The following is a 24,785-nucleotide window of genomic DNA, read 5'->3' as shown; positions in this document are numbered from 1 at the left end:
AGGCGCGGCGCGGCAAACCGGGCGCCGGTGCATTGCCGGACACTTGCCCCAGCCCGGGAACCCTGACGCGCCAGCGCGATCAGTCGATGCATCAGTCAAGACGGGATATAACGAGAACATGAAGATCACCTTTATCGGTGGCGGCAATATGGCCGGCGCCCTGATTGGCGGAATGACGCAGCAAGGTTTCAGTGCTGATCAACTGCACGTGGTAGAACCCGACGCCACCCGGCGCGAACAACTGGCAGCGCAATATCAGGTGACCACCAGCGCGCCCGACACGCCGCGCCCGGCCAGCGATGTGCTGATCTTTGCCGTCAAGCCGCAGCAATTGCGCGCGGTGGTGCAGGCAACACTGGCTAACGGTGACCAACCGCTGCTGATTTCGATTGCTGCAGGCGTGCGCGCCGAGACCATTTCGCGCTGGCTGGATGGCTATTCACGCATAGTGCGCGTGATGCCGAATACGCCGGCGCTGGTCCAGGCCGGCATGTCGGGCCTGTATGCCGCACCACAGGTCGACGCTGAAGATCGCGCACTGACCGAGCGCATTTTTACCTCGATTGGCAAAACCGTGTGGCTGGACGAAGAAACCCAGATCGATGGCCTGACCGCGATTTCCGGGAGCGGCCCGGCTTATGTGTTTTATTTCATGGAAGCGCTGCAAGCCGCCGCGCGTGCCCAGGGTTTCAGCCCGGAAGTCGCGCATTTGCTGGCTTATCAGACCGTGGCTGGCTCGGTCAAACTGGCGCTGGAAAGCGATGACGATGCCGCCACCTTGCGGGTTAAAGTAACGTCCAAAGGCGGCACCACCGAGCGCGCTATCAACGCCTTTGAAAACAGCCAGATGCGTGCCACCATCATCGCCGCCGCAGCCGCTGCCGCCGCCCGTTCGCGCGAACTGGGCGAAGAGCTGGGCCGCGATGCTGATCTATAAACGAGGCCACGCATGATTGATCACGCGCTGAGCTATCTGATCCACGTCCTGGCAGAATTTTTTATTCTGCTGTTGCTGACTCGCTTCTATCTGCAAGCCGGTCGCATTTCGTTCAAACATCCCTTGGGCCAGTTTGTACTGGCCACCACCAACTGGGCAGTGCTGCCCCTGCGCAAAGTACTGCCTGCCGTCCGCCGCTACGATACCGCCAGCATCGTGCTGGCCTGGCTGGTGGCCTTGCTGATGCATACGCTGCTGATGGTGATCGCGCCGTGGCCACCGGTGCTCACCTCGGCAGTGTCGATTGCAGCGCTGATCGCCGTGGCGGTGCTTGAGCTGGCCAAGATGTCGCTGTATTTGCTGTTTGCCGCGACGGTCATCCAGGCGCTGATGTCATGGATGTCGCCGTACAACCCGCTGATGCCCATCATGCAGGGCCTGACCGGGCCATTCTTGCGCACCTTGCACAAGATCATCCCCACCATCGGCGGCGTGGATATTTCGCCGCTGATCCTGGTGTTGTTGATCCAGTTGCTGCTTAATGTGGTGGTGGCCGATCTGGAACCGACCATATTGCAATACGTCCGCATCATGGCCTAGCGCGGCGCGCCAGCTTGAATGCATCAAAAAGGGCACCCGAGGGTGCCCCTTTTTTTGTATCAAGTATTTACTCGCCGATCTGTCGATCCGGCCCGGCCTTGGGCTCAATCCGGCGATAATCGCCTTCGATCACGCCATCCGGCACCGCTCCGCGGCCCACCGGTTTGTTGCGACCACCGCCCGGCCACGGCAACAACAACACCAGCGCGACCAGGTCGCCAATAATGCCCGGCAAGAGCAGCAAGACCGCCGCAATGTAATAACGCGCCACCCAGAACAAGCTGCTGGTCTTGACGCGACCCGCGCGTAAATCTTCGAACAGCGACCAGGCAACAGCCATTTTGTGATGGCGTAACATCAGGCCGCCAAGGATGGCGGCCAGCACCAGCCACGCCAGCAATACGCCCACGCCAAACGCGTGAGCCACCATGATCATGACCACGATTTCGAGCACAGGCCAGGCCAGCAGGCCAAGAAGGAGATAAGGCATGGAATTTTCCGATGAACAGGCTGCGGTAGATGCGGCCCTTCTGGTGTTTTGCAATTGCCCCGACACCGCAGTGGCGAGTACCCTCGCGCAGGGCATTGTGGCGGCCCGATTGGCCGCCTGCGTGAACCTGCTGCCAGAAGTCCGGTCAGTCTACCGCTGGCAAGACAGAATCGAAACGACCACGGAAGTTCCGCTGCTGATCAAGACCACACGCGCACGCTATCCGGCCTTACAAGACTGGCTGGCCGCGCAACACCCGTACGATGTACCCGAAATCATCGCCACACCGGTTGTGGCTGGCCACGCACCCTATCTGCACTGGCTGGCCGCCAACGCCATGGAGAACTGAACGTGCAGCGCCTGCTGTCTACTTTGCTGTTTGCCGCCTGCGGGCTGGCTACTACCGCCGCTTTTGCCGTTGACCAGAAAGACCTGCTGCCGCCCACCGAGGCGTTTAAAGCCAGCGTCGAACAGGTTGATGCCACCCATCTGAACGTGATCTTTACCGTCGCGCCGGGCTATTACCTGTATCACGACCGGATCAAGGTAACGGCCAATCCGGCCACCGCCTTCGACAGTACCTTCCCGGCCGGCAAGATCAAGAACGACCCTAATTTCGGCAAGATGGAAGTTTATCCGCATCCGTTCAACCTGAGCCTGGCCAGCAAGACGGCATGGCCATCCAGCACCGCGTTGACGGTCAAGATGCAAGGCTGCGCCGATGCGGGCGTGTGCTATCCGCCGCAAACCGTCACGCTTAAACTGCCCACGGATAACGCCTCGCACGCGGTCCAGAGCGGCAGCAAAAAAGACGAGCTGTTTGGTACCACCAAAAAATAAGGAATGCCGACGATGCGCCTGACTCGATGGTTGCCCATGCTGGCTCTGCTGCTGACGGCACATGGCTTTGCCGCCACCGCACTCGACCAGCCGCTCAAAGATATGCAAGGCAAGCCGCAAAAAGTGTCGCAGTGGATCGGCAAGCCTATCGTGCTTAATTTCTGGGCCACCTGGTGCGCGCCGTGCCGCGAAGAAACGCCCGCCTTTGTCAAATTGCAAAAGCAGTACGGCAACAGCGTGCAGTTTGTGGGTGTTGCCATCGATGAAGCGCCCGCCGTCAGCCAGTTCATCAAGCAATACGGCGTTACTTATCCGGTTTTGCTGGGCGACGCCGACGGCATGGACATGATGCTGGCGCTGGGCAATGTGCAGGGCGGCCTGCCGTTTACGCTGATTCTGGATCGCAAAGGCCATATCGCTGCACAGCAACTTGGCACGATGAAGGCCGATGAGGTGCAGAAAGTGCTTAAACCGTTGCTGGCTGCGCGTTAAGCGGAGCGGGGCCGCAGCCTGCCGGCGCAGTGTTGCGGCAAATATCGGACGAGAAAAAAGCGGCGCATGCGCCGCTTTTTTATTTTGTGCTGAGCCGGGACAGGCTTAGCGGGAGAACCCGCAAAACACATCCCGCAACATGGCAATGACTTCCAGCGTGCGGATGTCGCCCACCCGGTAATAGACGCGGTTGGCATCTTTACGCGTGCGCAAAACGCCCTTCTCGCGCATCAAGGCCAGATGTTGAGAAATATTCGACTGAGTCGTGCCCACTTGATCAACGATGTCTTGAACACTGACTTCGCGATCACCCAATACACAGAGGATCTTGAGCCGCAGCGGGTGAGACATCGCTTTCATCGCGCGGGAGGCCTGATTGATGTGGTCATCAGTCATCAGGTAGGAATGATTGTCCATCTGCCTCGTTTTCTAATGTGCGGGGCGTTGCCGCCCTGTTTACTGAAACGGAATAAACGCTTGGACCGGTCATCCGCCAGATGTGGATACTAACCAGACCATTTGCGTGTGGCAACGGCTGCCAACGCCCTGATTAGTAAACAACACAAGGTAAAACACGTACGTGTTCAGATTTGACAACTTGCCGCAGGCTCGGCGCAGTGTAGCGCCATTTGTATCAAGCCACATGTGATCAGGCATGCACGGTAGGGTTTGGCAAGATCACCGGTCGATTTTGCCCCCATACCCAGCGCGGGCACGGCGTGTTACCTTTGTCGGCGCGGTCCGCATGGACCAGAAACCGCGTTCACGCTGCCACCGGGCGGCGCCGGACGTAGCCTACAACCTGGACTATAGAAACGCATCCCCGACTCGTGCCGAGCCGACCTATCCTGATTCTGAGCCTTGCCCTCACCGCCAGCGCGCATCTCGCCCTGGCGGCACCAGCCGTGCCCGACACCGCCGCGCAAAAGCAGGAGCTGACCGAGTTGCGCGGGCAGATCGATGTGCTGAAGCATGATCTGGCCAATAACGAATCGCAGCGCAAAGATGCCACCGACGCCTTGCGCCAGTCCGAGAGCGCAATCTCGGATGCCAATCGCGTGCTCAATGATTTATCTGAACAACGCGAGCTGACCAGCGCGCAGCTGGCGCGTCTTGAAATTGATGTCGCCACCACGCGCAGCAATATCCGCACCAGCCAGGCGCGGCTGGCCGCTTTGCTCAAAAGCCGCTACCAAACGCACGAACTCGAAGCCTGGCGCCTGGCGCTGGAACGACAAGACCCGACGCAAACCAGCCGTGAGCTGACCTACTACCGCTATCTGGCGGCCGCGCAGCAACAGCTGGCGCGCCAGTTGCAAACCCAGCTGGACCAGCTGAACACCCTCGCCGCACAAATTCGCGAGAAAAATGAAGCGTTGCAGGAACTTGCCCGGCAAAAAGCCCAACAAAAGGCGGAGCTGCTGGACCAGCAAGAAGAAAAACAGCGCGTGGTCAAAACGCTGTCGCAACAAATCGAATCGCAACGCAATCAGATCGGCAAACTGCAGTCGGACGAAAAACGCCTGAGCAGCCTGATTACGCGACTTGAAGCCATCATCAAGCAGCAAGAACAAAAACGTCTGGCCGAAGCCGCGGCGCGCAAAAAGGCCGAAGCCCAGCGCCAGGCCAAAGAAGCCGCAGCGGCACGCCGCAAGCAACAACTCGCGGCCAGACAGGCAGGCAGCAAGCAACAACCCGCAGCAAGCAATGACAAGAACCCCACCCCGACGCCGACCGAAGCGCCGACCGCAACCGCCAACACTGACGAGGGCACGCAGCTCAAGCCGCAAGTGACGCGCCAGAACGATGCCGAGCCCGACTCCAGTCAGTCCGGCCAGCAGTTTGCGGCCCTGCGCGGCAAGTTGCGCTTGCCGCTCAAAGGCACTGTGATGGGCAAGTTTGGCGCGCAACGGGCGGAAGGCACCAGTTGGAAAGGGGTGTTCATCAAGGCCGACAGTGGCCTGCCGGTGAAGGCGGTGGCCAGCGGTCGCGTGGTGTTTGCCGACTGGCTGCGTGGCTTTGGAAATCTGATCATTATCGATCACGGTGGCGGCTATATGAGTCTGTACGCTGCCAACGAAAGTGTACTCAAACGCGTTGGTGATCAGGTACAAGCGGGGGACGCCATCGCCACCAGTGGCAACAGCGGTGGCATGGGAGATTCGGGGGTATACTTCGAAATCCGCCAACATGGCCGCCCCCTTGACCCGCTCGTCTGGGCTGGATAGCTGTAATAACCAAAACATTTGGAGCAACTGGAATGTCCAGTCTTAAAAAGCCGGGCCATAAGCCGGCAAGCAAGATGCAAAAAATTGCGCTGGTGTTGGCCGGCGCGGGTCTGGGCGTTGCCCTGAGCCTGTCGTTTAACGCCGTCGCCGATAAAGAAGCCACCACCAGCAACCCGCTGCCGGTGGACGAATTGCGTGCCTTCTCGACTGTATTTGGCCTGATCAAGCAAAGCTATGTTGAGCCGGTCGACGACAAAAAGCTGATTTCCAACGCCATCAAAGGCATGGTCTCCGGCCTTGATCCGCACTCGGATTATCTGGATGCCGATGGCTACAAAGATCTGCAGGTGAACACGCAAGGCGAGTTCGGCGGTCTGGGTATCGAAGTGAATATGCAGGACGGCCTGGTGCGCGTGGTCAGCCCGATCGAAGACACGCCAGCCTTCAAGGCTGGGGTCAAACCCGGCGACTACATCGTCAAGATCGACGATACCCAGGTGCAGGGCATGTCGCTGAATGACGCGGTCTCCAAGATGCGCGGCAAGGCCGGTTCCACGGTAACGCTGACCATCCTGCGCAAGGGTGAGACCAAGCCGCTGGTGCTGCCGATGAAGCGTGCCGTGATCAAGGTGCAGAGCGTCAAGTCGCAACTGGCTGAGCCTGGCTACGGCTATATCCGCATTACCCAGTTCCAGGAACGCACCACCGAAGATCTGGCTGAAGCACTGAACAAGCTTTACAAAGACAACAAGGCGCCGCTGAAGGGCCTGATCCTTGATCTGCGTAACGATCCGGGCGGTCTGCTCAACTCGGCCGTGGGCGTGTCTGCTGCCTTCTTGCCGCAAGGCGATCTGGTGGTGTATACCGAAGGCCGCACCGCAGATTCCAAAGTGCGTCTGACTGCCGACCGCAGCAACTATATGCGCGACGACAGCAAGGCTGATTACTTCAAGAACACGCCAGCCGACGTGAAGAATGTGCCGATCGTGGTGCTGGTTAACGGCGGTACGGCTTCGGCTTCCGAGATCGTGTCGGGCGCGCTGCAGGATCACAAACGTGCGCTGGTGGTGGGGACGCAAACCTTCGGTAAGGGTTCGGTGCAGACCATTCTGCCGATCGACGCGACCTCCGCGCTCAAGATCACCACGGCGCGTTACTTTACGCCGAATGGTCGTTCCATCCAGGCCAAGGGCATTACGCCGGACATCGAGGTGGCAGAAGCTACGGTCAATGGTCGCGAAGCCACCGGCTTCGAGATGCATGAAGCCGATCTGGAACACCATCTGGACAATCCGAACGACGCCAGCAAACCGGCAGCCAAATCCAGAGACAAGGATCTGGTTCCGGCCGTCAAGCTGAACCAGGCGGCGCCGGCCAAACCGGCAGCCAAGCCGGCCAGGCAGGACGCCAGCACGCCAGACGACGATCTGCCGCCGCGCGAGCTGGTCTCCAAGCAGGATTACCAACTGCAACAGGCCATCAACGTGCTGAAGGTGCAACAGCTGCTGCTGAACAAAGAAACACAGCTGCCAAAACCGAAACCGTCGACGGCGTCGATCTCTGCGGCAAAGTAAGCTGCACCGTGCTACCGAAAGCCCCGCCGCAAGCGGGGCTTTTTCTTGCCGTTTATGCCATCAGGCGGAGCCATCCGCGCGCAAAAAGTCTAAGCTCAGAGCACCGCCACCCGCAGCCGAGGACGGTCTTATGCCGACGCCCGTTGAACGCGCTAAAACGCACGATATCGTGTTCTTTGCCTTGCCCGCCGACCAGGCGGTGCAAGCCGCCCGCGTTTTGGGGCGACTGCCCGGCGTGGTGGCACAGCCCTGTACGGCCGAGCACCGCGTGTGCGTGCATTACGACGTGCTGGAACACACGCTGCAGGCGCTCGAAACCCAGTTACAGCAAAACGGATTTCATCTGGATGGCAGCATCTTGCAAAAGATCAAACGCGCCATCGTCTATTACACCGAAGATGTACAGCGCGATAACATGCACATGCCTGAGCATCCAACCAAATCACGCGATGTGTATGTGCAGATGTGGGACCACCATCCGCATGGGGACCACGACGATACTCCCGAAGAATTGCGCCGCTATCTCTAACGTTGCGGCGCGCTTGTACAAGCCGCCGTTATGACCGCCACCGCCCGCCCTGCCCCGCAGCTTGATCTGAACGACCAGCAATTGCTGCGTTACAGCCGACATATTTTGCTGGACGAATTCGGTATCGAGGGCCAGACCCGCCTGGCCAACGCCCGCGTCTTGATGATCGGAGCCGGGGGACTGGGCGCGCCTGCCGCGCTTTATCTCGCTGCAGCCGGCGTCGGAACCCTGGTTATTGCCGACGCCGACGCGGTTGATCTGACCAATCTGCAACGCCAGATCGTGCATACCAGCGCGCGTATCGGCATCAACAAGGCAGCGTCAGCCCAGCAAACCCTGCAAGCCATCAATGCGGATATCGAAATCGTCGCGCTGCCGGAGCGTATGTCCGGCGAGCGGCTGGCCGAGCAAGTGCGCCTGGCCGATGTGGTACTCGATTGTTGCGATAACTTTGCGACTCGCCACGCCGTCAATCGCGCTTGCGTGGCGGCGGGGGTGCCGCTGGTATCGGGCGCTGCCGTGCGCTTTGATGGGCAACTGACCACTTTTGATCTACGCGATGCTGCCAACCCTTGCTATCACTGCCTGTTCGGTGAAGACGGCGAAGCCAATGACAGCCCCTGCGCTACCTTTGGGGTGTTCGCGCCGCTCACCGGCATGATCGGCACCGGGCAGGCGGCAGAGGCGCTCAAGCTGCTGACCGGCATAGGCAAAACGCTGGTGGGACGGCTGCAATTGCTGGATGCGCGCGACCTGTCGTGGCGCGAAATGCGCTATCGCAAAGACCCGGCTTGCCCGGTGTGTGGTCAGCGTCATCCATAAACCTACAGAAAAAAGAGCTTTACAGCGTGGGCCTCGCCAGGCCATAGTGCCCGCTATGAATACGCAAAAGTCCTGCCAACCGGCATCGTTCGTTGCAAACTTTTATTGGTGGTATCGCTAACCAGGCGGCCACGCGTATTGTCATATCCATACGAAGCCGCCGATTCAGGCGGCTTTGTTGTTAGTACCCCCCTCCCCGAATCGGCGCTTCCACTAAAAACCAGGAGCACCGAAATGACCGTAATTCCCCCGAACCAGACCTTGTTGACCGGCGACCGCGCCACCGGCGCGCTGGGTCTCGGTCATTACGTGCGCTCCCTGCGACATCGCCTGGCTTATCAAGAAAAGCACCAGCAATTCTTGTTGCTCAGTGATGGCACAGACAGCGACGAAGGCGCCGCGCAAGAAATTGCCCTCGACTACCTGGCCATCGGCATTGATCCGCAGCGCAGCACCATTGCCGTCCGCTCGCACATGCCGGAGCTGGCCGAACTGGCTGCTTGCTACGCACGCCTGGGCAGCGAGGTGCTGGCCGGCGACGATCAGATCGCGCATCACATTCCCGAGATCACCGCCTTGCAAGCACGGCTGATCCCGACCGCCAGCCCGGCACAGGCCGCGCTGGTGCAACGTGGCAATGCCCTGGTGCAGCACATCAACCAACGTGCGGGCAGCCAGATTCTGGTCACCGCCGCGCCGGTCATGGCGGCCAATGCGCGTAACACCACCGCGCTGAACTCGGTGGCACACCAGCTGCCGCTGAGCGCCACGCCGGATCAGATCAGCGCCGCCATCCACGCGCTGGCCACCGATCCGGGCCGCGCCAGCCGCTTTGCCCCCGGCGATGTCGAGCACAACGAAGTGTTCTTCTTTATGGATGCGTTTGAAACCGACATTCATTTTCTGGACGATCTCAAATCCAAATACCGTCGTGGTGGGCTGTCGGATGTGGTGATCAAGCATCATCTGGAAGATTGCGTGCAGCGGTTTCTGGAGCCGGTGCGCGAGCGGCGCCAGCAGTTGGCGCAAGATCTGGCCAGCGTGCAACGCGTATTGCAGGAAGGCACGCAACGTGCGCGCCGGATTGCGGCACAGACTCTGGCTGACGTTAAGGCCGCGCTTTAATTTGCTGTGGGCAGCGCCAGCACGGCACGCGTGTTGGCCACGGTGGCGGCGGCAATCGCAGCCACCGTACTGCCGCGCAATTCGGCCAGGACCTCCGCAAAGCGCTGCATCTGGGCGGGCTCGTTGCGCTGCCGGTCCAGCCAGGTGGGCGGGATATCGGGGGCGTCGGTTTCCAGCACGATGGCTTCAAGCGGCAGATTGGCGGCCAACCGGCGTATCCGCTGCGAACCGCTATAGGTCATGGCGCCACCAAAGCCCAGTTTGAAACCAAGCTTGATAAATTCTGCAGCCTGTTGCTCGCTGCCATTAAACGCGTGGGCGATGCCGCCTTTGACTTTCCATTTGCGCAAATACTTCAGCACTTGATCTTGCGAGCGCCGGATATGCACGATCACCGGCAAATCAAAATCGCGCGCCAGTTTGAGCTGCGCTTCAAACAGCTCAATCTGCCGGGTCACATCCAGCCCCGGCACAAACAAGTCGAGGCCGATTTCTCCAACGGCCACCGGCTGCTCGCGCTGCAGCCACTGCGCCAGCTCGACCAGATGCGCGTCTTGATGCAGATGCACATAAACCGGATGCAGACCAAACGCCAACGCTGCCCCGTGGTACTCCCGCATCGCTAAAGTAGTGCCGAACGTCTCCGCACTGACGGCCGGTACCACCCACTGCGTGACCCCCGCCGCACGCGCGCGCGCCACCACTTCGGCACGGTCAGCGGCAAATTCGGGGGCATCCAGGTGGCAGTGGCTGTCGATCAGCATTGAACTCTTGTCATCGGCAAAGATCAGTCTGGCGTAGTCATCGTCATACCGCGCCGTCAGAGCGCGGTGGCATCACACACAATAGTCAATCAGCATGCGAGGTTTACCGGGTGACCGATCTGTTAAGTTGGGGCGTTTTCGCCGTGGTGGTCGTGGCCTTACTCGCCTTCGATCTGGGGGTGCTGCATCGCAAGGAACGCGAAATCGGCATCGCAGAGAGCCTGAAATTATCGGCGTTCTACATCTGCGCCGGGCTCGGCTTTGGTGCGTATATCTGGCTTAGCCGTGGTCCCAAGGACGGCCTTGATTATTACACCGGTTTTCTGGTGGAAAAATCGTTATCGATGGATAACGTGTTTGTGATTTCGCTGATTTTTACCCAGTTGGCCATTCCACGCCTGCATCAGCATCGGGTTTTGTTCTGGGGCATCCTTGGCGCGCTGGTGATGCGGGCCATCATGATCGGCGTCGGCGCGACGCTGGTCCATGAGTTCTCGTGGATTTTGTTGATCTTTGGCCTGTTCTTGCTGGTCACCGGCTTTCGGATGTTATTTGCGCGCGAGCAAGAAGAAAACATCCATAACAGCAAGCTGTATCTCTTTCTCAAGGCCAGGTTGCGCCTGACTGACCGGCTTTACGATCATCATTTTGTGGTCGACGGCGCAGCCCATGGCCTGGCATCCGGCCGTTGGGCCACGCCCTTGTTGCTGGCGCTGCTGATGGTCGAAGGGGTGGATCTGGTTTTTGCCGTTGACAGCATCCCGGCCATCTTTGCGATCACGCAGGATCCGTTTGTGGTGTACACCTCAAATATTTTCGCCATCCTCGGTCTGCGTGCGCTGTACTTTGCCCTGGCCAGCATGGTGCATCGCTTTGAATATCTGAAGTACGCGCTCGCGCTGGTGCTGATCTTTATTGGCACCAAGATCGGCCTGGTCCACGCGGGCATCGCAGTGCCCGCCTTGTTATCGCTGAGCGTGACGTTTGGTTTGCTACTGGCCGGCGTGCTCTATTCGATGTGGCGCACGCGCGGCCAGCGTCGGGTACACGGTCAGGCCTGATCCTGCTGGTCACTGCCGGTGGGGCCAATGCCACGCTGGCGGTCACTGCGGTTGGCCTGCCATGAATGCAGCGCGGCCAACACAATCAGCACGGCGGCGATGCCGCCGGTGGCCGCATCCGGCACTTCAACCACGGGCGCCAACAACATGATGGTTGCCAACGCGCCTATGGCCCAGAAAGCGCCATGTTCCAGATAACGAAGTTCAGACAGCGTGCCTTTTTCGACCAGCATTAACGTAAAGCTGCGCACAAACATCGCGCCGATACCCAGGCCAATCGCAATCAGAAAGATATTGCGGGTCAGCGCAAAAGCGCCCAGTACGCCGTCAAACGAGAACGAAGCGTCCAGCACTTCCAGATACAGAAAGCCGGCCCAGCCCATTTGCACGGCACCGCCTTCCTGCCCCATCAGCGCGCTCAGGCCGTTGACCACGATATAGGCAATCAGGCCCCACACCCCGGCAATCAACAAGCGGAAACCTTCTGCATCCGGCAGGGTGTCGGCCAGTACCAGCAAGCCCAGCAAGGTCATCACCGCCCCTGCCATTTCGAGCCGCCCCAGCTTCTGCATGGCGCGTTCCAATGGCCGCAGCCAATGGCTCTCCTTGTTCTGGTTCAGAAAGAAATGCCAGAACACCTGCAGCAAAAACGTGCCGCCAAACGCCATCACTTCGATATGCGCGGATTGCAGCGTATCGGCATAGCGTTTGGGCGCTACGATGGCCATCGAGAGCACATCACGCGCGGGCCATTGCCCGCTTTGATACCAGTCCCACAACGAAAACGGACCCGGCAGCGGCGGTGCATGGGCAATCACCGCCACGATAACCAGCGGAAACAACACCCGCATACCGAACACGGCGATCAGCATGCCCCAGATCAAAAAGCGTTTGCGCCAGAGCGGATCCCAATGCCGCAGGATGCTGGCATTGACCACCGCGTTATCAAAACTGAGGCTGGTTTCCAGCAAAGCCAGGTTAAAGGCTGCCCATAAGCCAGCCGTACCGCCAATCACGCCTGCCAGGGTCAGGCCGATAACAGTCACCCACAGCGCACCACGAAAATACTTGAACATGCGGTTGCTCACTTGTTGTTTGTTATCCGCCGTATTATGCCCGCGCTGCCCGATGAGCCGCAGCACTCGTTGCCGCCGTCCTGGCGTCGTGCCTATACTTCCGGGCAGAACAAAGGTCCCGGAAACGAAACAAGGATGGATACAAAAATGAGAGAAATTTATCTCGACCTGGTCAAGGCGCATGACGCCTTGCTACAAAAAAAAGATGCCCCGCTGTTCTCCTCGCTCGAAGGCCTGCAAGCGCATGCCGACACCTCGGCCGCCAACGCGCCGGTGGTGATGATTTTTGCGCCGCACCCGGACGACGAATGCATTATTGGCGCGCTGCCCCTGCGGCTGGGGCGCGAAGCGGGCTTCAAAGTGGTTAACGTGGCGGTCTCGCAAGGCTCCAGCCTCAAGCGCCAACCCGAACGCTGGGCCGAACTGGCCAATGCCTGCGAATATCTCGGCTTTGAATTGCGCGAAACCATCCCCGGCGGCTTGATGGACGTCAACCTCAAGACCCGCGAAGGCAATGCCGCGGCCTGGGCCGAGAAAGTCAATGTAATCGTCAAGCTGATCGAGGAATACAAGCCTGCGGTTTGTGTCTTCCCCAACGACAATGATTACCACGCGGTCCACATCGGCACCCACTATCTGGCCATGGACGCGCTGCGTCAGAGCGGCCACCCCTGCCATGTGGCATTCAGCGAATTCTGGCGCCAGATGGACAAGCCCAATGCGTTGATCGAAACCAGCATTGAAGACACCACTGATTTGATTGTCGCCCTGGCCTGCCACGTGGGCGAAGTCGAACGTAACCCCTATCACCTGCGCCTGCCCGGCTGGATGGCCGACAATGTGCGCCGCGGCGCCGAAGTGGCCGGCGGCCAGGGCGCAGCGGCACCGACGTTCTCATTTGGCACGCTGTACCGCATTGAACGCTTCGACGGCAAGCAATCGATCTCCACCGAGCAGAAGTTTACGGTCGCCGCCGCGGACGATATCAAGCAATTGCTGTTCTGATTGCCCCGGAGTTTGCCCTGCCAGGAAACGCGCCTTAATGGCGCGTTTTTTTATGCGCAACATAACCGCGCACTCGCTTCGCTGTGAATAATCCGGCAATAGCAAGATTGTGCATAAACCGATCTTTAATGATCGATTTGTGCATGTTTATCATATTGTTCTCAAATATATTTTTCTAATTTTTGTGGTAGAGTCACCTGTCTGTGTAACTTAACCCAAGGAGACCGCTATGGAACTGGAAGGACGCATACGCCGTTCCATCAAATTACGTAACGGTCCGGTCGTTCTGCACGCCGATTTTGCGGACATGGGCAGCTCAGCGCAGATCGGCCGGGTGATCGCACGGCTGGTCAAAGACGGCACGCTGGTGAAGGTGAGCAAGGGGGCCTATGCAAAGACGCGGGTGAATCAGTTCACCGGGACGAAGACGCCGATCGCCCCCCTGTCCGAGATTGCAGCAGAGGTATTTCGCAAGCTGGGTATTGCGCTTTCGCCAACCGCGGCCGAGGCCGCCTACGACCGTGGAAGCACTCAGGTTCCTGCAGGTTGGATGGTCAACACAGGGGAACGGCGCATCTCGCGCAAAATAACCGTAGGTAGCCGGACTGTGACTTATGAGAAGAATCACGGCAGGGATTAAAGCAGAGATCATTGACGCCACCAGCGCAGGCGCAGCGGGCAATCTATCGGAAGCCGCCATTGAGAAAGATCAGCACGTAACCGACGTCTTGCGCGCACTGGCAACGCTATGTCAGAGCGATATCGTGCACCGGCAGGTATTCGACAAGACCATGCCCGCGACGCAAGAAATCATGACGCGCTTGATATTCGCGGGTGGCACATGTCTGTCCAAGGCGCATCGGCTGATTGAGCGCATGTCCGAAGACATCGATATCAAAATTGTGCTGGATCCGGTACCCGCTGGTTATGCCTTAGCCAAGGGGAAATCGGATCGGGCCAGGCTCACTGCTTTACAACGCAAAGTGGAGCACCTGCTGCATGAGCTGGGCTTCAGTTTTGTGGCAGCCAAAGGCAACCCGCTGACTCGCGACAAGCATCGTTACTACTGCCTGCGCGTTGCTTATCACGCGGAGTTTCACAATATTTCGCGCGCACTGCGCCCGGAACTCCGCCTCGAACTCATCCACCGTCCACCGCTGCTGCCCGCCGACGCACAAGCAATCGGCTACCTGCTCGACAGCCAGATCAATCGGCCCAACCCGGCGCAATTTCCGATGGCCTGCATTTCCATCGCCGAGACCCTTGCTGAAAAGGTCCTCTCGCTGTTGCGCCGCTGCGCCTGGTATTGGGATGGCTATCAACGCGGCGAATTTGATACCGCGCTGGTCCGGCATATCTATGACGTCTCACAAATCGTGCAACAGCGTCCTGACATGATGGCCGTGGCCCGGCATATATTCGGTGGCATCGTTTCCAAAGATGTCGAAGAATTCCGTGGGCAGCATCCCGAATTCGACGCCACGCCCTACGAGGTTTTGCGGCGCACGCTGGAGCGCGCCGCGATCGATACGGGGCTGCGTGAAAATTATGAGAACAGGCTAAAACCTTTGTTATTTGCGGCCAATCGGCCCGAGTTCGACGTGTACTTTGCCGATTTTCTCGACGTCGCCACCCGCTTGCTCGATCACGCCGATCCGCTGCCGCAAGCCGCTTGAAGCCTGGTCCGCGCCCGGCATAGCGGCACGCTACATATGAACGGCATTGCCGGAGCGAGAGGCCGTGGCACCCGCTCGCTCCTTCACGCAGCTACCGCTTTACCAATGCCCATGGTGGTACGGGCCATAGCCATAGCCCGGCCCGCGAAAATAAACCGGGCCACCCGCCGGCACCACAATACATCCGCTCAGCGCGCTCGCCGCCAGCAACAACACGATAGTTAATCGACGCATCCCGTGTCCTCCATCAGTGAATACACAGAGGTTTAACGGATCACGCCCGACCACGCGCCGACACTCTGTGTAACGGCATGCACACAATCGTGCCCCGCGTCACGCGCTACAAATGGTTGCGGAACCTCCGACTGTCTTACTCGCGCAAAAAGCGGCTTGCAATGTTGTAAAAACATTAGTAACTACTTAACTATTGGGGCCGGCAACTATTCCAGACCATACGCCGCCCCGTTCCCTGCTGCCGAAGGGGTGCCGCTCAAAAGCATTAACAAGGAACCGCTCGGTCATGAACACGTCACGGCTGTATCTGCTGCAGCGCATGCTTGCCATCGTCTGGCCGTTCATGCTGATCGTGCTCGTGCTGGTGATGTTGCAATGGGCCTGTCTGGATTTGCTGGCGGCGGGTCGGGCCTATGTTGGCGGCGAGAGTATGTGGTCCAAGGGTCAGAAAGACGCGGCCTATTACCTGGCACGCTATATCGACCACGGCGAGGTCCGCGATTACCGCGCCTATGAAGCCGCCGTGGCCATCCCGCTGGCCGATCAGCATGCGCGGCTGGAGCTGGAAATGCCCGTTCCCGATCGGGCTGCCATCCGTGCATTCCTGTTACGTGGCGGCAACGATAGCGCAGATATCGCCGGCATGATCCGGCTGTATCTCAATTTCAAATGGGCTCCCGATATCGCCGCCGCCATCGATGTGTGGCAACGCGCCGATCTGCAGATTAACCGGCTGCAACAGCTGGCCGCCCACGCCCGGCAGCTGCGCGAGCGCGATCACCTTACCGAAGCCGATCTCGACAGCCTGCGGCAGCAAATCCGCATCATCAACGCCTCGCTCACGCCGCTGGAGGCCGAGTTCTCGCAGCGCCTGAGCCATGCCTCCCGCAAAATGGAAATCGGCCTGGCCACCGGTTTCACGGTTGCCGCAATCCTGCTGATTGCCCTGGCCTTGCGGCGTACCTTCAAGCTGGTACGCCAGCGCGAATTGTCCGATGCCGCATTACGCCACAGCGAGCAGCGCTTTCAGCTAGCCGTGAATGGCAGTAACGACGGCATCTGGGATTGGGATATGACCACCGATCACGTCTGGTACTCGCCGCGCTTTCGGCAATTGCTGGGCGTGAACAAACACGAACTGGCAGAAACCCCCGAGGCCTGGTTTGCCCGCGTCCATCCCGATGACCAGGCCTTGATTGCGGTGGCCCGCAGCAAGCAATTCCGCAACGGCCAGGCACATGATGTCGAATATCGGGTCCTGACTGGCCATAACGGCTATCACTGGTTTCGCGTGCGCGGGCGCGCGGCCTTTGATCTACAAGGCAAACCGGTGCGGATGGCCGGTTCGATCACCGATGTAACCGACCGCAAAGCGGCCGAGCAAGCCTTGCAACTGGAAAAAGAAAAAGCCGAAATCACGCTCGCGTCGATTGCCGACGCCGTCATCACCACCGATATCCTTGGCCGCATCCAGTACCTGAATCCAGCTGCCGAGCGCTTGCTCAGCATCGCGCGCGATTCGGCTTCCGGGCGTAATCTGGATGATATCTGCCAGTTGGTCGATCAGGCTCAGCATGCACTCAGCCTGCTGGCCGATGACGCCAACCTGCCCGATACCCTCGACCCCAATCTGCGCGACTTCCGTTTGCTCCGGCACGATGGCGTCGAGGTTTCTGTTGATCGGGCTATCGCGCCATTACGCGGGCGCGGGGGCGAAGTCATCGGGATCGTGCTGGTGCTGCATGACGCCACCCGTGAGCGCCAATACGCCGCCAATCTCAGTTGGCAAGCCAGCCACGACGCCCTCACCGGCCTGGTCAACCGCCGCGAATTTGAACGGCGCCTGGCGCAGTTGTACAACCGGACGCAACAACGCAGCGCGCAGCACGCGTTGATGTTTCTTGATCTGGACCAGTTCAAGATTGTTAACGACACCTGCGGCCATGCGGCGGGCGACGAGCTCTTGCGCCAGTTGGCGGGGGTGCTGCAACAGCATTTGCGTCAGACCGACACCTTGGCGCGCATTGGTGGCGATGAGTTTGGCGTGTTACTGGAGAATTGCGCGCCGGAACAAGCCTTGCGCATTGCCGAGACCTTGCGGCAATCGGTGCGTGACTTCCATTTTGCCTTTGGCAGTCAGTCATTTACCGTAGGCGCCAGCATCGGCATGGTCCATCTCGGCGACAACACCATGGCCTTGCAGGAACTGCTGCGGGCGGCCGATGCGGCCTGTTATATGGCCAAAGAAAAAGGCCGCAACCGCGTGCAGCAATATTCGCCGCAAGATCATGAAGTGACGCTGCGGCACGGTGAAATGGAATGGGTGCAGCGCCTCAAGCACGCGCTGCAAGCGGATCGCTTCCGTTTGTATGCGCAAGAAATCGTCGGCCTGAGCAGCGCCAGTTTTGGCCAACGTCATGTGGAAGTACTGCTGCGCTTGCTGGATGAACATGATCAGATTGTGCCGCCCATGGCATTTATTCCAGCGGCTGAGCGCTACAACCTGATGCCCGAGATTGATCGCTGGGTTTTGCAGAACACCCTCCAGACCCTGGCCGCGCGGGAAGCCGCCGGGCTACCGCCGCTGGCACTGTGCGCCATCAATTTGTCCGGCGCGTCGGTGGGGGATGAGCACTTTCTGCAATTTGCGCTGGAGCATATCCGCAGCAGTGGTATCGATCCGGCGCGGCTTTGCTTTGAGATTACCGAGACCACCGCCGTCGCCAGCCTGACCCGTGCCACGCGCTTCATGCAGGAATTAAGCGGGCTGGGCTGTTGCTTTGCGCTGGATGACTTTGGCGCCGGGATGTCGTCATTTGGCTATCTCAAACATCTGCCGGTGCAGTATCTGAAAATCGACGGCGGCTTTGTCAAAGACATGCTTAACGATCCAATCGATCGTGCCATGGTGAGCGCCATCAATGAGATCGGCCATCTGATGGGCAAGCAAACCGTGGCCGAATTCGTCGAGAACCAGGCGATTGCCGATGCCTTGCGCCAACTGGGCGTCGATTATGCCCAGGGCTATGGTCTGGCACGGCCCGAGCCGTTCCGGCTGATGAACCGCGACATCCCCGACGCGCGCTACGCCTGAACGCCCGGCCGGCGGCGCTCAGCAGCGCAATTCCGCTATTGCAGGCAAGCTTTGACGGCCGCCAGGATGGCGTCGCCGATGGTAGCGCGGGTGGTGGCGCTATTAAGTTTGCGGGCTTCGTCGCGATTGACGATGACTCCCGATTCCAGCAACAAGGCCGGCACTTTGCTTTCGCTCAGGACGGTGAAATCGGCGGTATAAACGCCGGATTTTTCATCCAGCCAGTCGCGACTTTCGCCCGCGATCTTCTCCGCATGCGCCGGGTTCACGCTAAAACCCCGGCTTTGCATTTGCTGGCCCAGTGCGCTGGCACAGGCACTGGAGCGGGCAAATTGAGGGTTCTCGCGGCTGACAAACACCGAGTAACCCTTGCTGCGATCGGAATACATCTGCTTGCCGCCATCGACGGTCCAGCTTTGCATAAACTGCGGCTGGGTCGAATCGTGATGCAAGGACACCAGCAGATCGGCGCCAGTGGCGGCTGCGGCGCGGCGGTGCAAGTCTTTGGCCTGGCCGTCATCACCGATCAAACGTACGGTATAACCGGCTGACAGCAGTTTCTCGCTCACGGCTTCTGCCAACGCCTGGTTGTAGCTGAACTCGGTTACGCCATAGGCGCTGGTCGCGCCCGGCTTGTCCAGATAATGGCCGACATCGAGCGCGATGGTTTGCGTTTGCGCCTGGGCCGATACGGCCACCCCGACCAGCAACGCGCCGAGCCCCAGCCAGAATTTATTCATGGGCGGCGTCCGCCTGCACGGTCACCGGCGCCTTGGCGCGATGGGCTGCAATCTTGTGGCGCAGCAAGTTCATCATCACGATGTCGCGTGCGCCCAGCAGCACAAACACCCATACCACCAGCACGGCCATATACACGCCGGAATCATTGGTGACGCCCGGCACCAGATGGTGCATCAGCGGGTTAATGCCAAACGGCACGGTCAAAAAGGCCACCACCGCCAGCACCAGGGTGGAAATCATGCGTTCTTTGACAAAAGTGCCGCGCAGCAAGACGCGTTGTTCCCAGCGGGTAAGCCCATGCAGTTCGGGCACGCTGTCCGCGCGTAGATAAAAAGCCATTGCAAAAGAGTCCGTTACAGATCAATCAAGGCGGGCAGTTTCGCGTTTGCCAGCATAAAAAGCAAGGCACCTGCGGCATGGATTGGTGGCGCGCGCGGCTCAGGCTATGATGCCCTGCGCGCCCGGAACAAAAGCAAAGCAAAAAGCCGCCCGCGCAGCGGCATACCGATGGGGACAACACGATGAAAGCACGTCTGCTGGCGCTGACGCTGGTGGGGGCTGGCGCATTGGCGTCGCCACCTGGCCTGGCCGCGCCCATGCCCACTACCGCGTTAGCGCAAAGTTTGCTCGATGATGTGGCGCTGCCGGCGCAACGCCAACTGGTCGAAGCCACCCGCACGCTGTCGCAGCGCGTGGCCGAATTATGCAATAACCCCGATGCCGACCATCTGGCCGCAGCGCAAGTGGCCTGGCGCGGCACCGATCGCATCTGGCGCGGCATGGAAACCTTGCGCATCGGCCCCAATCGGCAGCAAGACGCGGTGCGTCAATTTGAGCCGTGGCCGCTGGACGAAACCGTGTTGGCGCAAAGCATTAAACGCACCCCCGCTGATCCAGCCAGCCCGCAGGCCGTGTTTGAAGCCGGCACGCTGCCCGCCGGTGGCAACGGTCTGCCCGCGCTGGAATATCTGCTGTTCAGCGGCAAATACAAAACGGCCCCCGCGCTGAGCAAACCCCAGCAATGTCAGTACGGCCGCTGGGTGGCCAACGGCATGACGCGTCGCGCGCAAACCCTGGTGCTGGAATGGAATACCTTGCGCACCGGTTTCAACTACAACGCCACCTTGCAGACGCCGTATCTGATCGAAGCCCTCGGCAATTCGGTGGCCGGTATCAAGGAACTGGGCCAGCGCCAACTGGCGCAAGGCCGTATCGATCCTGCGGTGACTGATCTGCGCGGGTGGCGCTCCAGTAGTGGCAAAGCCAATCTGGAAGCCGGTCTGAACAGCATCGAAAACACCTTGCTTGGTGCGCCTTCGGGCCTGGGCTTTGATGATTTGCTGGCCTCCCGCGGCGACAACGCCACCGGCCCGCAATTGCAGGAAAAAATCATCAATGTGCGACTGGCACTGGCGGCGTTGCCGGTCGGCTTTGAACAAGACCCCGGGCTATGGCGTGGCGAAATGTTCAGCGTGCAGGCGCGCCTGAACGAGCTGGCGGCTTTTCTGGCGGGGCCCTTTGTCGATGCCTTGGGCTTTCCGTTCAAAGCGGCGCAATAAATTGCGGCACGCTTGAGCAAAACAAAGCAAGGACTGGGGCCGCTGGCGACCGCCAGGCCTTGCTTGCAATGTATCGCCCGGCTCAGGCCGGATCGCGCAACAGCGCCAGTGCCGTCACGCGCGACAGGCGTCGCCGTTCCCACGCGGTCACCAGGCCCGCCAGCACTATGCCGCTGAGCATGCTGGCCAAGGGCAGCCATACATTAAAGCTGGTGGGCAGGTTCAGTACTTGCCGTCCCAACAACCAGCCCGCCACGCTGGCCGACAAGCCCGCTACCAGCCCGGCCACCGCACCAATCGCCGAGCCCTCCCAGCGCTGGATGGCGGCGATATGGCCGCGCTCGGCACCCAGCGCGCGCAGGATGGCGGTTTCGCGATGACGCTCGGGCGCCGTGGTTTCCAGCGCAGCCACCAATACCACCAACGCCGCGATCAGGCAGAAGGCAAACACCAACTGCAGTGCGCTTGTGGCCAGATCCAGAATCCGGTGCACCTCGTTCAGCACCGCGCCCACGTCAAACACGCTGACATTGGGGAATTGCGCCACCAGTTGCGGCACCAGCGTTTTGTTGTCGGGCGGCAGATAAAAACTGGTGATCAGGCTGGTGGGCATATTGCCGAACATCTGCGCGGTGCCGGTCACAAAGAAATTGACCCGGAAAGAATCCCAATCCACCTTGCGCAGATTGCGCACAGTGCCGCTGACCGGCGTGCCCGCCACGTCAAAACCTAGCGTGTCGCCGACCTTGATATCAAAACGTTCAGCCAGCCCGGCTTCGACCGACCAGCCCGGCTGATCGGCCTTCAGCGCGGTGCCGGTCTGCAATTTGTTGTCCTGGCGCAGCGTATCGCCCCAGCTCAGATTGAATTCGCGTTCAGCTAGCTGGCGCGAGCGATCATCCTGATATTGCCGCGTGAGCACGGGTTTGCCGTTATGCGCAGTCCAGCGGCCTCGGATCATCGGTTGCAGCGCGATATCGGCATAGCCAGCCTGGGCCATGCGCTGCGTGAAAGCAGTTTGCTGATCGGGCTGCAGATTAATCACAAACTGGTTGGGCGCATCGGCCGGGATGCGGCTTTGCCAGGTAGCGAGCAAATCATGCTCCACCACCGTCAACAGCCACACGCCAAGCAAGCCCATAGCCAGCGCCGACATCTGCGCCATGCTCAGCCAGCGCCGACGCAGCAACTGGCGCAAGGCTATCCGGGCCGCAAAGCCGTGACTGTAGCGCCCCAACAAAGCCAGCGCCCCCCAACCCGCTACCGCCGCCAGCGCCAGCGCACCCAACATGGCGCCCACCACGATCAAGGTCAGCTTGAGATTACCGCCCAGCCAGAACAACAAAGCCCCGGCGCAGATAGCCACCAGCAACCAGCTGATCCAGACCGTGGGCGAGGCACTGACATCGTGGCGCAGCACCCGGATCGGTGGCGTACGCGCCAGCTGCAACAAGGCGGGCCCGGCTGTGCCCAACAGCAGCACACCGCCCAACGCCACCGCAGCCAGCCATTGCCGCGGATCGCCCGGGGGCAAGGGCGCAGGCAGGCGCGCCCGTACCGCCCATTCCAGCCCGGCCTGCGCCGCCCAACCCAAGCCCCCACCGATCAAGGCGGCCAGTAACCACAGCGCCAGCAACTCCAGCCACAACATGGTCGCCACCGTGCGGCGCGAGGCCCCCAGCGCCACCAGCAAAGCCACGGCATCGGTCTGGCGCAAGGCGTGGCGGCGCGCGGCCAACAGCACCGCGGTGCAAGCTAGCGCTGCGGCCAGCAAGCTGACGAGGCGCAAAAAGTCTTCCGCCCGTTCCAGCGTCACTTTGACCTCAGGCCGCGATTCACGCACGTCCTCCAACCGTTCGCCCCTGGCCAGTTGATGGCGCGCACTTTGTTTCCAGTGGCGGACGGAGTCGGCCGGGCCCGCCACCAGCAAGCGATAACGCACCCGACTGCCAAAGCCGATCAGGCCGGTGCTGGCCAGATCGGCCTGGTTGAGCAGCAAGCGGGGCTGCAAGCCGGAAAAATCCAGTGCGGCGTCGGGTTCGCGGTTGATCAATTCAGCGACGATGAAGCTGCGCGTGCCAAGCTGCAGCTGGCCACCCGCTTGCACATTGAGTGCACTGGCCAGCCGCGTATCCAGCCAGACCTGGCCGGGGGCCGGTATGCCGCTGGCCACTTTGCTGGTCGGCCCCGCCTGCAACAGCAATTGCCCGCGCAACGGGTAACCCGCGGTCACCGCCTTGATGGTGCCGAGATGGGTTTTGCCGTTGGCGCTGACCATGCTGGGAAACTGCGCCAGATGCGCCACCTGCAATCCGGCCTGCCGCGCACTTTGTTCTGCGCTGGCATTGATCGGGTGATCGGCACTGAGCACCGCATCGGCCGCCAGCAGATCGTTGGCCTGGCCGCTTAACAGGCCCGACATGCGCGTGGTCAGCAAGCCCACTGCGGTGAGCGCCGCGATGGTGACGATGAGCGCCGCCAGCAGCGTGCGATAGTCGCCCGCCGCCATGCCGCGCCAGAAGCGACGCAAGGTGATGCGGATCATGCCGTCGCTCCGGTCCATTGCGTCATGCGGCCTGCGTCGATGCGCAAACGCACGCCGCACCGTGCGGCCAGGGTTTCATCGTGGGTGACAAGAACGAGCGTGGTTTCGGTTTCGCGATTGAGCTCGAACAAGAGATCGGCGACCAGTTCGCCGGTATGGCTATCCAGGCTACCGGTCGGCTCGTCGGCAAACAGGATGCGTGGGCCGGTGGCAAAGGCGCGGGCCAGCGCCACGCGCTGTTGCTCCCCGCCGGACAAAGTGCGCGGCGTATGCTGCATGCGCGCGCCAAGGCCGACCCGTTGCAGCCAGTGCTGCGCTGTTTCACGCAACTGCGCCTGACTGGTTTTGCCGCCAAACAACTCCAGCGGCAGCATGACGTTTTCCAGCGCCGACAACTCCGGCAACAGCTGGAACGACTGAAACACAAACCCGGCGTACTGCCCACGCACCCGTGCCCGGCCATCTTCGTCCAGCGCGCCCAGCGCCTGCCCTGCCAGCAGCACGTCGCCATGGCTCGGCGTATCCAGCCCGGCCAGCAAGGACAGCAAGGTCGACTTGCCCGAGCCGGACGCGCCGACGATGGCCAGGCTGGCGCCTGCGGCCAGGCTGAACGATATATCGTGCAGAATGTCGATGCTCTGGCCGGCTGCGTCGACGCGCTTGCCCAGCCCTTTTGCCACCAGCATGCCTTCGGAGAAATCGGTGCGTGTATCGTTCATGTTCGCTGTGCTTTTGATGTTGTTGAGCGGGTTGAGTGGCGCGCAAGCCGCGCCAGCTCCGTCTGCTGTGATTCTGGTTTTCGGCGATAGTTTATCGGCCGGTTACGGCTTGCGTGCTGAACAAGCGTGGCCACCCTTGCTGGAAGCGCGCATCAAGCAAAGCGGCGGCGCTGCCCGGGTGATCAACGCCAGCGTTTCTGGCGAAACCACAGCGGGCGGCCTGACCCGTTTGCCCGCCGCGCTGGCTACCCACAAGCCCACGCTGGTGCTGCTGGAACTGGGGGCCAATGACGGCCTGCGTGGCTTGCCGCTGGACAAAGCACAACAAAACCTGGCCAGCATGATCAAACAAATCCAGGCCAGCGGCGCGCGCGTGCATTTGATCGGCATGCAGATGCCACCGAATCTGGGCCCCGATTACGTCAAGCAATTTGCCGCCATGTACAGCACGCTGGCCGCGCAATATCACACCACCCTCACGCCATTCTTGCTGGCCCCGGTCATTACGCGACCCGAACTGTTCCAGAATGATCAGCTGCATCCGGTGGCCGTGGCTGAGCCCATGGTCATGGAGCAAATCTACAAAGACATCCAGCCCTTGCTCAAGCCTGCCGCGGCCCGCAGCGCCAGCAATAAAAAACGCGCGGCTTGAACCGCGCGTTTTTACTATCCCG

26 protein-coding genes are annotated in these 24,785 nt (G+C 60.4%); 17 read left to right on the top strand and 9 right to left on the bottom strand.

What is annotated here, in order from left to right; genetic code table 11:
• The first annotated feature begins 118 nt into the window (after positions 1-118).
• Together proC and ACYQ1A_RS04800 are read left to right on the top strand one after the other, a co-directional pair.
• Entirely contained in the window at positions 119-937 is an 819-nt protein-coding gene (gene proC / locus ACYQ1A_RS04805) for a pyrroline-5-carboxylate reductase (RefSeq protein ID WP_499360660.1), read from the top strand.
• Positions 938-949: 12 nt separating this feature from the next.
• Positions 950-1,537, top strand: a complete 588-nt coding sequence (locus tag ACYQ1A_RS04800; RefSeq protein ID WP_499360657.1) for a YggT family protein — start codon at positions 950-952, stop codon at positions 1,535-1,537.
• Between the two features lie 67 nt (positions 1,538-1,604).
• Here ACYQ1A_RS04800 and ACYQ1A_RS04795 read toward each other — a convergent pair whose 3' ends face one another.
• Positions 1,605-2,027 (bottom strand): FxsA family protein, encoded by a 423-nt coding sequence (locus ACYQ1A_RS04795; RefSeq protein WP_499360655.1) that lies wholly within the window; start codon positions 2,025-2,027, stop codon positions 1,605-1,607.
• On the opposite strand from ACYQ1A_RS04795, the gene cutA reads away from it, so the two are divergent.
• Genes cutA through ACYQ1A_RS04780 form a run of 3 tightly spaced genes read left to right on the top strand, consistent with a single transcriptional unit; the run spans position 2,026 to position 3,359 of the window.
• On the top strand, positions 2,026-2,376 hold the full coding sequence (gene cutA / locus ACYQ1A_RS04790; RefSeq protein ID WP_062221952.1) for a divalent-cation tolerance protein CutA: 351 nt from the start codon (positions 2,026-2,028) through the stop codon (positions 2,374-2,376). The two genes, ACYQ1A_RS04795 and cutA, sit on opposite strands and share 2 nt — an antisense overlap.
• Positions 2,377-2,378: 2 nt before the next feature.
• Positions 2,379-2,867 (top strand): protein-disulfide reductase DsbD domain-containing protein, encoded by a 489-nt coding sequence (locus ACYQ1A_RS04785; protein WP_499360651.1) that lies wholly within the window; start codon positions 2,379-2,381, stop codon positions 2,865-2,867.
• 12 nt (positions 2,868-2,879) lie between these two features.
• Positions 2,880-3,359 (top strand): TlpA family protein disulfide reductase, encoded by a 480-nt coding sequence (locus tag ACYQ1A_RS04780; protein ID WP_499360649.1) that lies wholly within the window; start codon positions 2,880-2,882, stop codon positions 3,357-3,359.
• 105 nt (positions 3,360-3,464) lie between these two features.
• On the opposite strand, the gene ACYQ1A_RS04775 is transcribed toward ACYQ1A_RS04780, so the two are convergent.
• The gene (locus tag ACYQ1A_RS04775; RefSeq protein ID WP_053938800.1) at positions 3,465-3,776 is read right to left on the bottom strand and encodes an ArsR/SmtB family transcription factor; all 312 of its coding nucleotides are present in this window, start codon (positions 3,774-3,776) and stop codon (positions 3,465-3,467) included.
• A gap of 413 nt (positions 3,777-4,189) precedes the next feature.
• On the opposite strand from ACYQ1A_RS04775, the gene ACYQ1A_RS04770 reads away from it, so the two are divergent.
• The 5 genes from ACYQ1A_RS04770 to ACYQ1A_RS04750 all read left to right on the top strand — a co-directional run bounded on the left by ACYQ1A_RS04770 (position 4,190) and on the right by ACYQ1A_RS04750 (position 9,637).
• Complete coding sequence (locus tag ACYQ1A_RS04770) at positions 4,190-5,587, top strand: murein hydrolase activator EnvC family protein (RefSeq protein ID WP_499360648.1); 1,398 nt, start codon at positions 4,190-4,192, stop codon at positions 5,585-5,587.
• A gap of 74 nt (positions 5,588-5,661) precedes the next feature.
• On the top strand, positions 5,662-7,161 hold the full coding sequence (locus ACYQ1A_RS04765) for a S41 family peptidase (protein WP_499360647.1): 1,500 nt from the start codon (positions 5,662-5,664) through the stop codon (positions 7,159-7,161).
• A 130-nt stretch (positions 7,162-7,291) separates the two neighbouring features.
• Entirely contained in the window at positions 7,292-7,690 is a 399-nt protein-coding gene (locus ACYQ1A_RS04760; RefSeq protein WP_499360645.1) for a hypothetical protein, read from the top strand.
• Between the two features lie 30 nt (positions 7,691-7,720).
• Positions 7,721-8,512: a HesA/MoeB/ThiF family protein gene (locus ACYQ1A_RS04755; RefSeq protein WP_499360643.1), complete on the top strand. Its 792-nt coding sequence runs from the start codon at positions 7,721-7,723 to the stop codon at positions 8,510-8,512.
• 234 nt (positions 8,513-8,746) lie between these two features.
• Positions 8,747-9,637, top strand: a complete 891-nt coding sequence (locus ACYQ1A_RS04750) for a hypothetical protein (RefSeq protein WP_499360641.1) — start codon at positions 8,747-8,749, stop codon at positions 9,635-9,637.
• On the opposite strand, the gene ACYQ1A_RS04745 is transcribed toward ACYQ1A_RS04750, so the two are convergent.
• The gene (locus ACYQ1A_RS04745) at positions 9,634-10,401 is read right to left on the bottom strand and encodes a TatD family hydrolase (protein WP_499360639.1); all 768 of its coding nucleotides are present in this window, start codon (positions 10,399-10,401) and stop codon (positions 9,634-9,636) included. The genes ACYQ1A_RS04750 and ACYQ1A_RS04745 overlap by 4 nt on opposite strands.
• A 110-nt stretch (positions 10,402-10,511) precedes the next feature.
• On the opposite strand from ACYQ1A_RS04745, the gene ACYQ1A_RS04740 reads away from it, so the two are divergent.
• Positions 10,512-11,462: a TerC family protein gene (locus tag ACYQ1A_RS04740; RefSeq protein WP_499360636.1), complete on the top strand. Its 951-nt coding sequence runs from the start codon at positions 10,512-10,514 to the stop codon at positions 11,460-11,462.
• Here the strand turns inward: ACYQ1A_RS04740 and ACYQ1A_RS04735 are convergent.
• Positions 11,453-12,538, bottom strand: a complete 1,086-nt coding sequence (locus tag ACYQ1A_RS04735; RefSeq protein WP_499360634.1) for a DUF475 domain-containing protein — start codon at positions 12,536-12,538, stop codon at positions 11,453-11,455. The two genes, ACYQ1A_RS04740 and ACYQ1A_RS04735, sit on opposite strands and share 10 nt — an antisense overlap.
• Positions 12,539-12,685: 147 nt before the next feature.
• Between ACYQ1A_RS04735 and ACYQ1A_RS04730 the strand changes: the two genes are divergently transcribed.
• The 3 genes from ACYQ1A_RS04730 to ACYQ1A_RS04720 all read left to right on the top strand — a co-directional run bounded on the left by ACYQ1A_RS04730 (position 12,686) and on the right by ACYQ1A_RS04720 (position 15,219).
• Positions 12,686-13,543, top strand: coding sequence for a PIG-L deacetylase family protein (locus tag ACYQ1A_RS04730; protein ID WP_499360632.1), 858 nt, complete (start codon positions 12,686-12,688; stop codon positions 13,541-13,543).
• 229 nt (positions 13,544-13,772) lie between these two features.
• Positions 13,773-14,183 carry a DUF6088 family protein gene (locus ACYQ1A_RS04725; RefSeq protein ID WP_062224440.1) on the top strand — a complete coding sequence of 137 codons (411 nt, stop codon included), beginning with the start codon at positions 13,773-13,775 and terminating at the stop codon, positions 14,181-14,183.
• The gene (locus tag ACYQ1A_RS04720) at positions 14,158-15,219 is read left to right on the top strand and encodes a nucleotidyl transferase AbiEii/AbiGii toxin family protein (RefSeq protein ID WP_062224438.1); all 1,062 of its coding nucleotides are present in this window, start codon (positions 14,158-14,160) and stop codon (positions 15,217-15,219) included. Before ACYQ1A_RS04725 ends, ACYQ1A_RS04720 begins: the two co-directional genes overlap by 26 nt.
• Before the next feature lie 99 nt (positions 15,220-15,318).
• Here the strand turns inward: ACYQ1A_RS04720 and ACYQ1A_RS04715 are convergent, their stop codons facing one another.
• Entirely contained in the window at positions 15,319-15,453 is a 135-nt protein-coding gene (locus ACYQ1A_RS04715) for a hypothetical protein (protein WP_499360631.1), read from the bottom strand.
• Positions 15,454-15,739: 286 nt separating this feature from the next.
• Between ACYQ1A_RS04715 and ACYQ1A_RS04710 the strand changes: the two genes are divergently transcribed.
• Positions 15,740-18,547 carry an EAL domain-containing protein gene (locus ACYQ1A_RS04710; protein WP_499360629.1) on the top strand — a complete coding sequence of 936 codons (2,808 nt, stop codon included), beginning with the start codon at positions 15,740-15,742 and terminating at the stop codon, positions 18,545-18,547.
• A 35-nt stretch (positions 18,548-18,582) separates the two neighbouring features.
• Here the strand turns inward: ACYQ1A_RS04710 and ACYQ1A_RS04705 are convergent, their stop codons facing one another.
• Entirely contained in the window at positions 18,583-19,287 is a 705-nt protein-coding gene (locus ACYQ1A_RS04705) for an N-acetylmuramoyl-L-alanine amidase family protein (RefSeq protein ID WP_499360627.1), read from the bottom strand.
• Positions 19,280-19,627: a hypothetical protein gene (locus tag ACYQ1A_RS04700; RefSeq protein ID WP_499360625.1), complete on the bottom strand. Its 348-nt coding sequence runs from the start codon at positions 19,625-19,627 to the stop codon at positions 19,280-19,282. The genes ACYQ1A_RS04705 and ACYQ1A_RS04700 overlap by 8 nt, the downstream gene beginning before the upstream one ends.
• A 182-nt stretch (positions 19,628-19,809) precedes the next feature.
• Here ACYQ1A_RS04700 and ACYQ1A_RS04695 point away from each other — a divergent pair, with 182 nt between their 5' ends.
• On the top strand, positions 19,810-20,847 hold the full coding sequence (locus ACYQ1A_RS04695) for an imelysin family protein (protein WP_499360622.1): 1,038 nt from the start codon (positions 19,810-19,812) through the stop codon (positions 20,845-20,847).
• An 82-nt stretch (positions 20,848-20,929) separates the two neighbouring features.
• Here the strand turns inward: ACYQ1A_RS04695 and ACYQ1A_RS04690 are convergent, their stop codons facing one another.
• Entirely contained in the window at positions 20,930-23,392 is a 2,463-nt protein-coding gene (locus ACYQ1A_RS04690) for an ABC transporter permease (protein ID WP_499360620.1), read from the bottom strand.
• On the bottom strand, positions 23,389-24,111 hold the full coding sequence (locus tag ACYQ1A_RS04685) for an ABC transporter ATP-binding protein (protein WP_499360619.1): 723 nt from the start codon (positions 24,109-24,111) through the stop codon (positions 23,389-23,391). Before ACYQ1A_RS04685 ends, ACYQ1A_RS04690 begins: the two co-directional genes overlap by 4 nt.
• On the opposite strand from ACYQ1A_RS04685, the gene ACYQ1A_RS04680 reads away from it, so the two are divergent.
• Entirely contained in the window at positions 24,110-24,763 is a 654-nt protein-coding gene (locus tag ACYQ1A_RS04680) for an arylesterase (protein ID WP_499360617.1), read from the top strand. The two genes, ACYQ1A_RS04685 and ACYQ1A_RS04680, sit on opposite strands and share 2 nt — an antisense overlap.
• Positions 24,764-24,785: the final 22 nt, after the last annotated feature.

The organism is Silvimonas sp. JCM 19000 (assembly GCF_054652575.1).
Note: the sequence above shows the minus strand (reverse complement) of the source record. Positions and strands in the feature narration are given on the sequence as shown.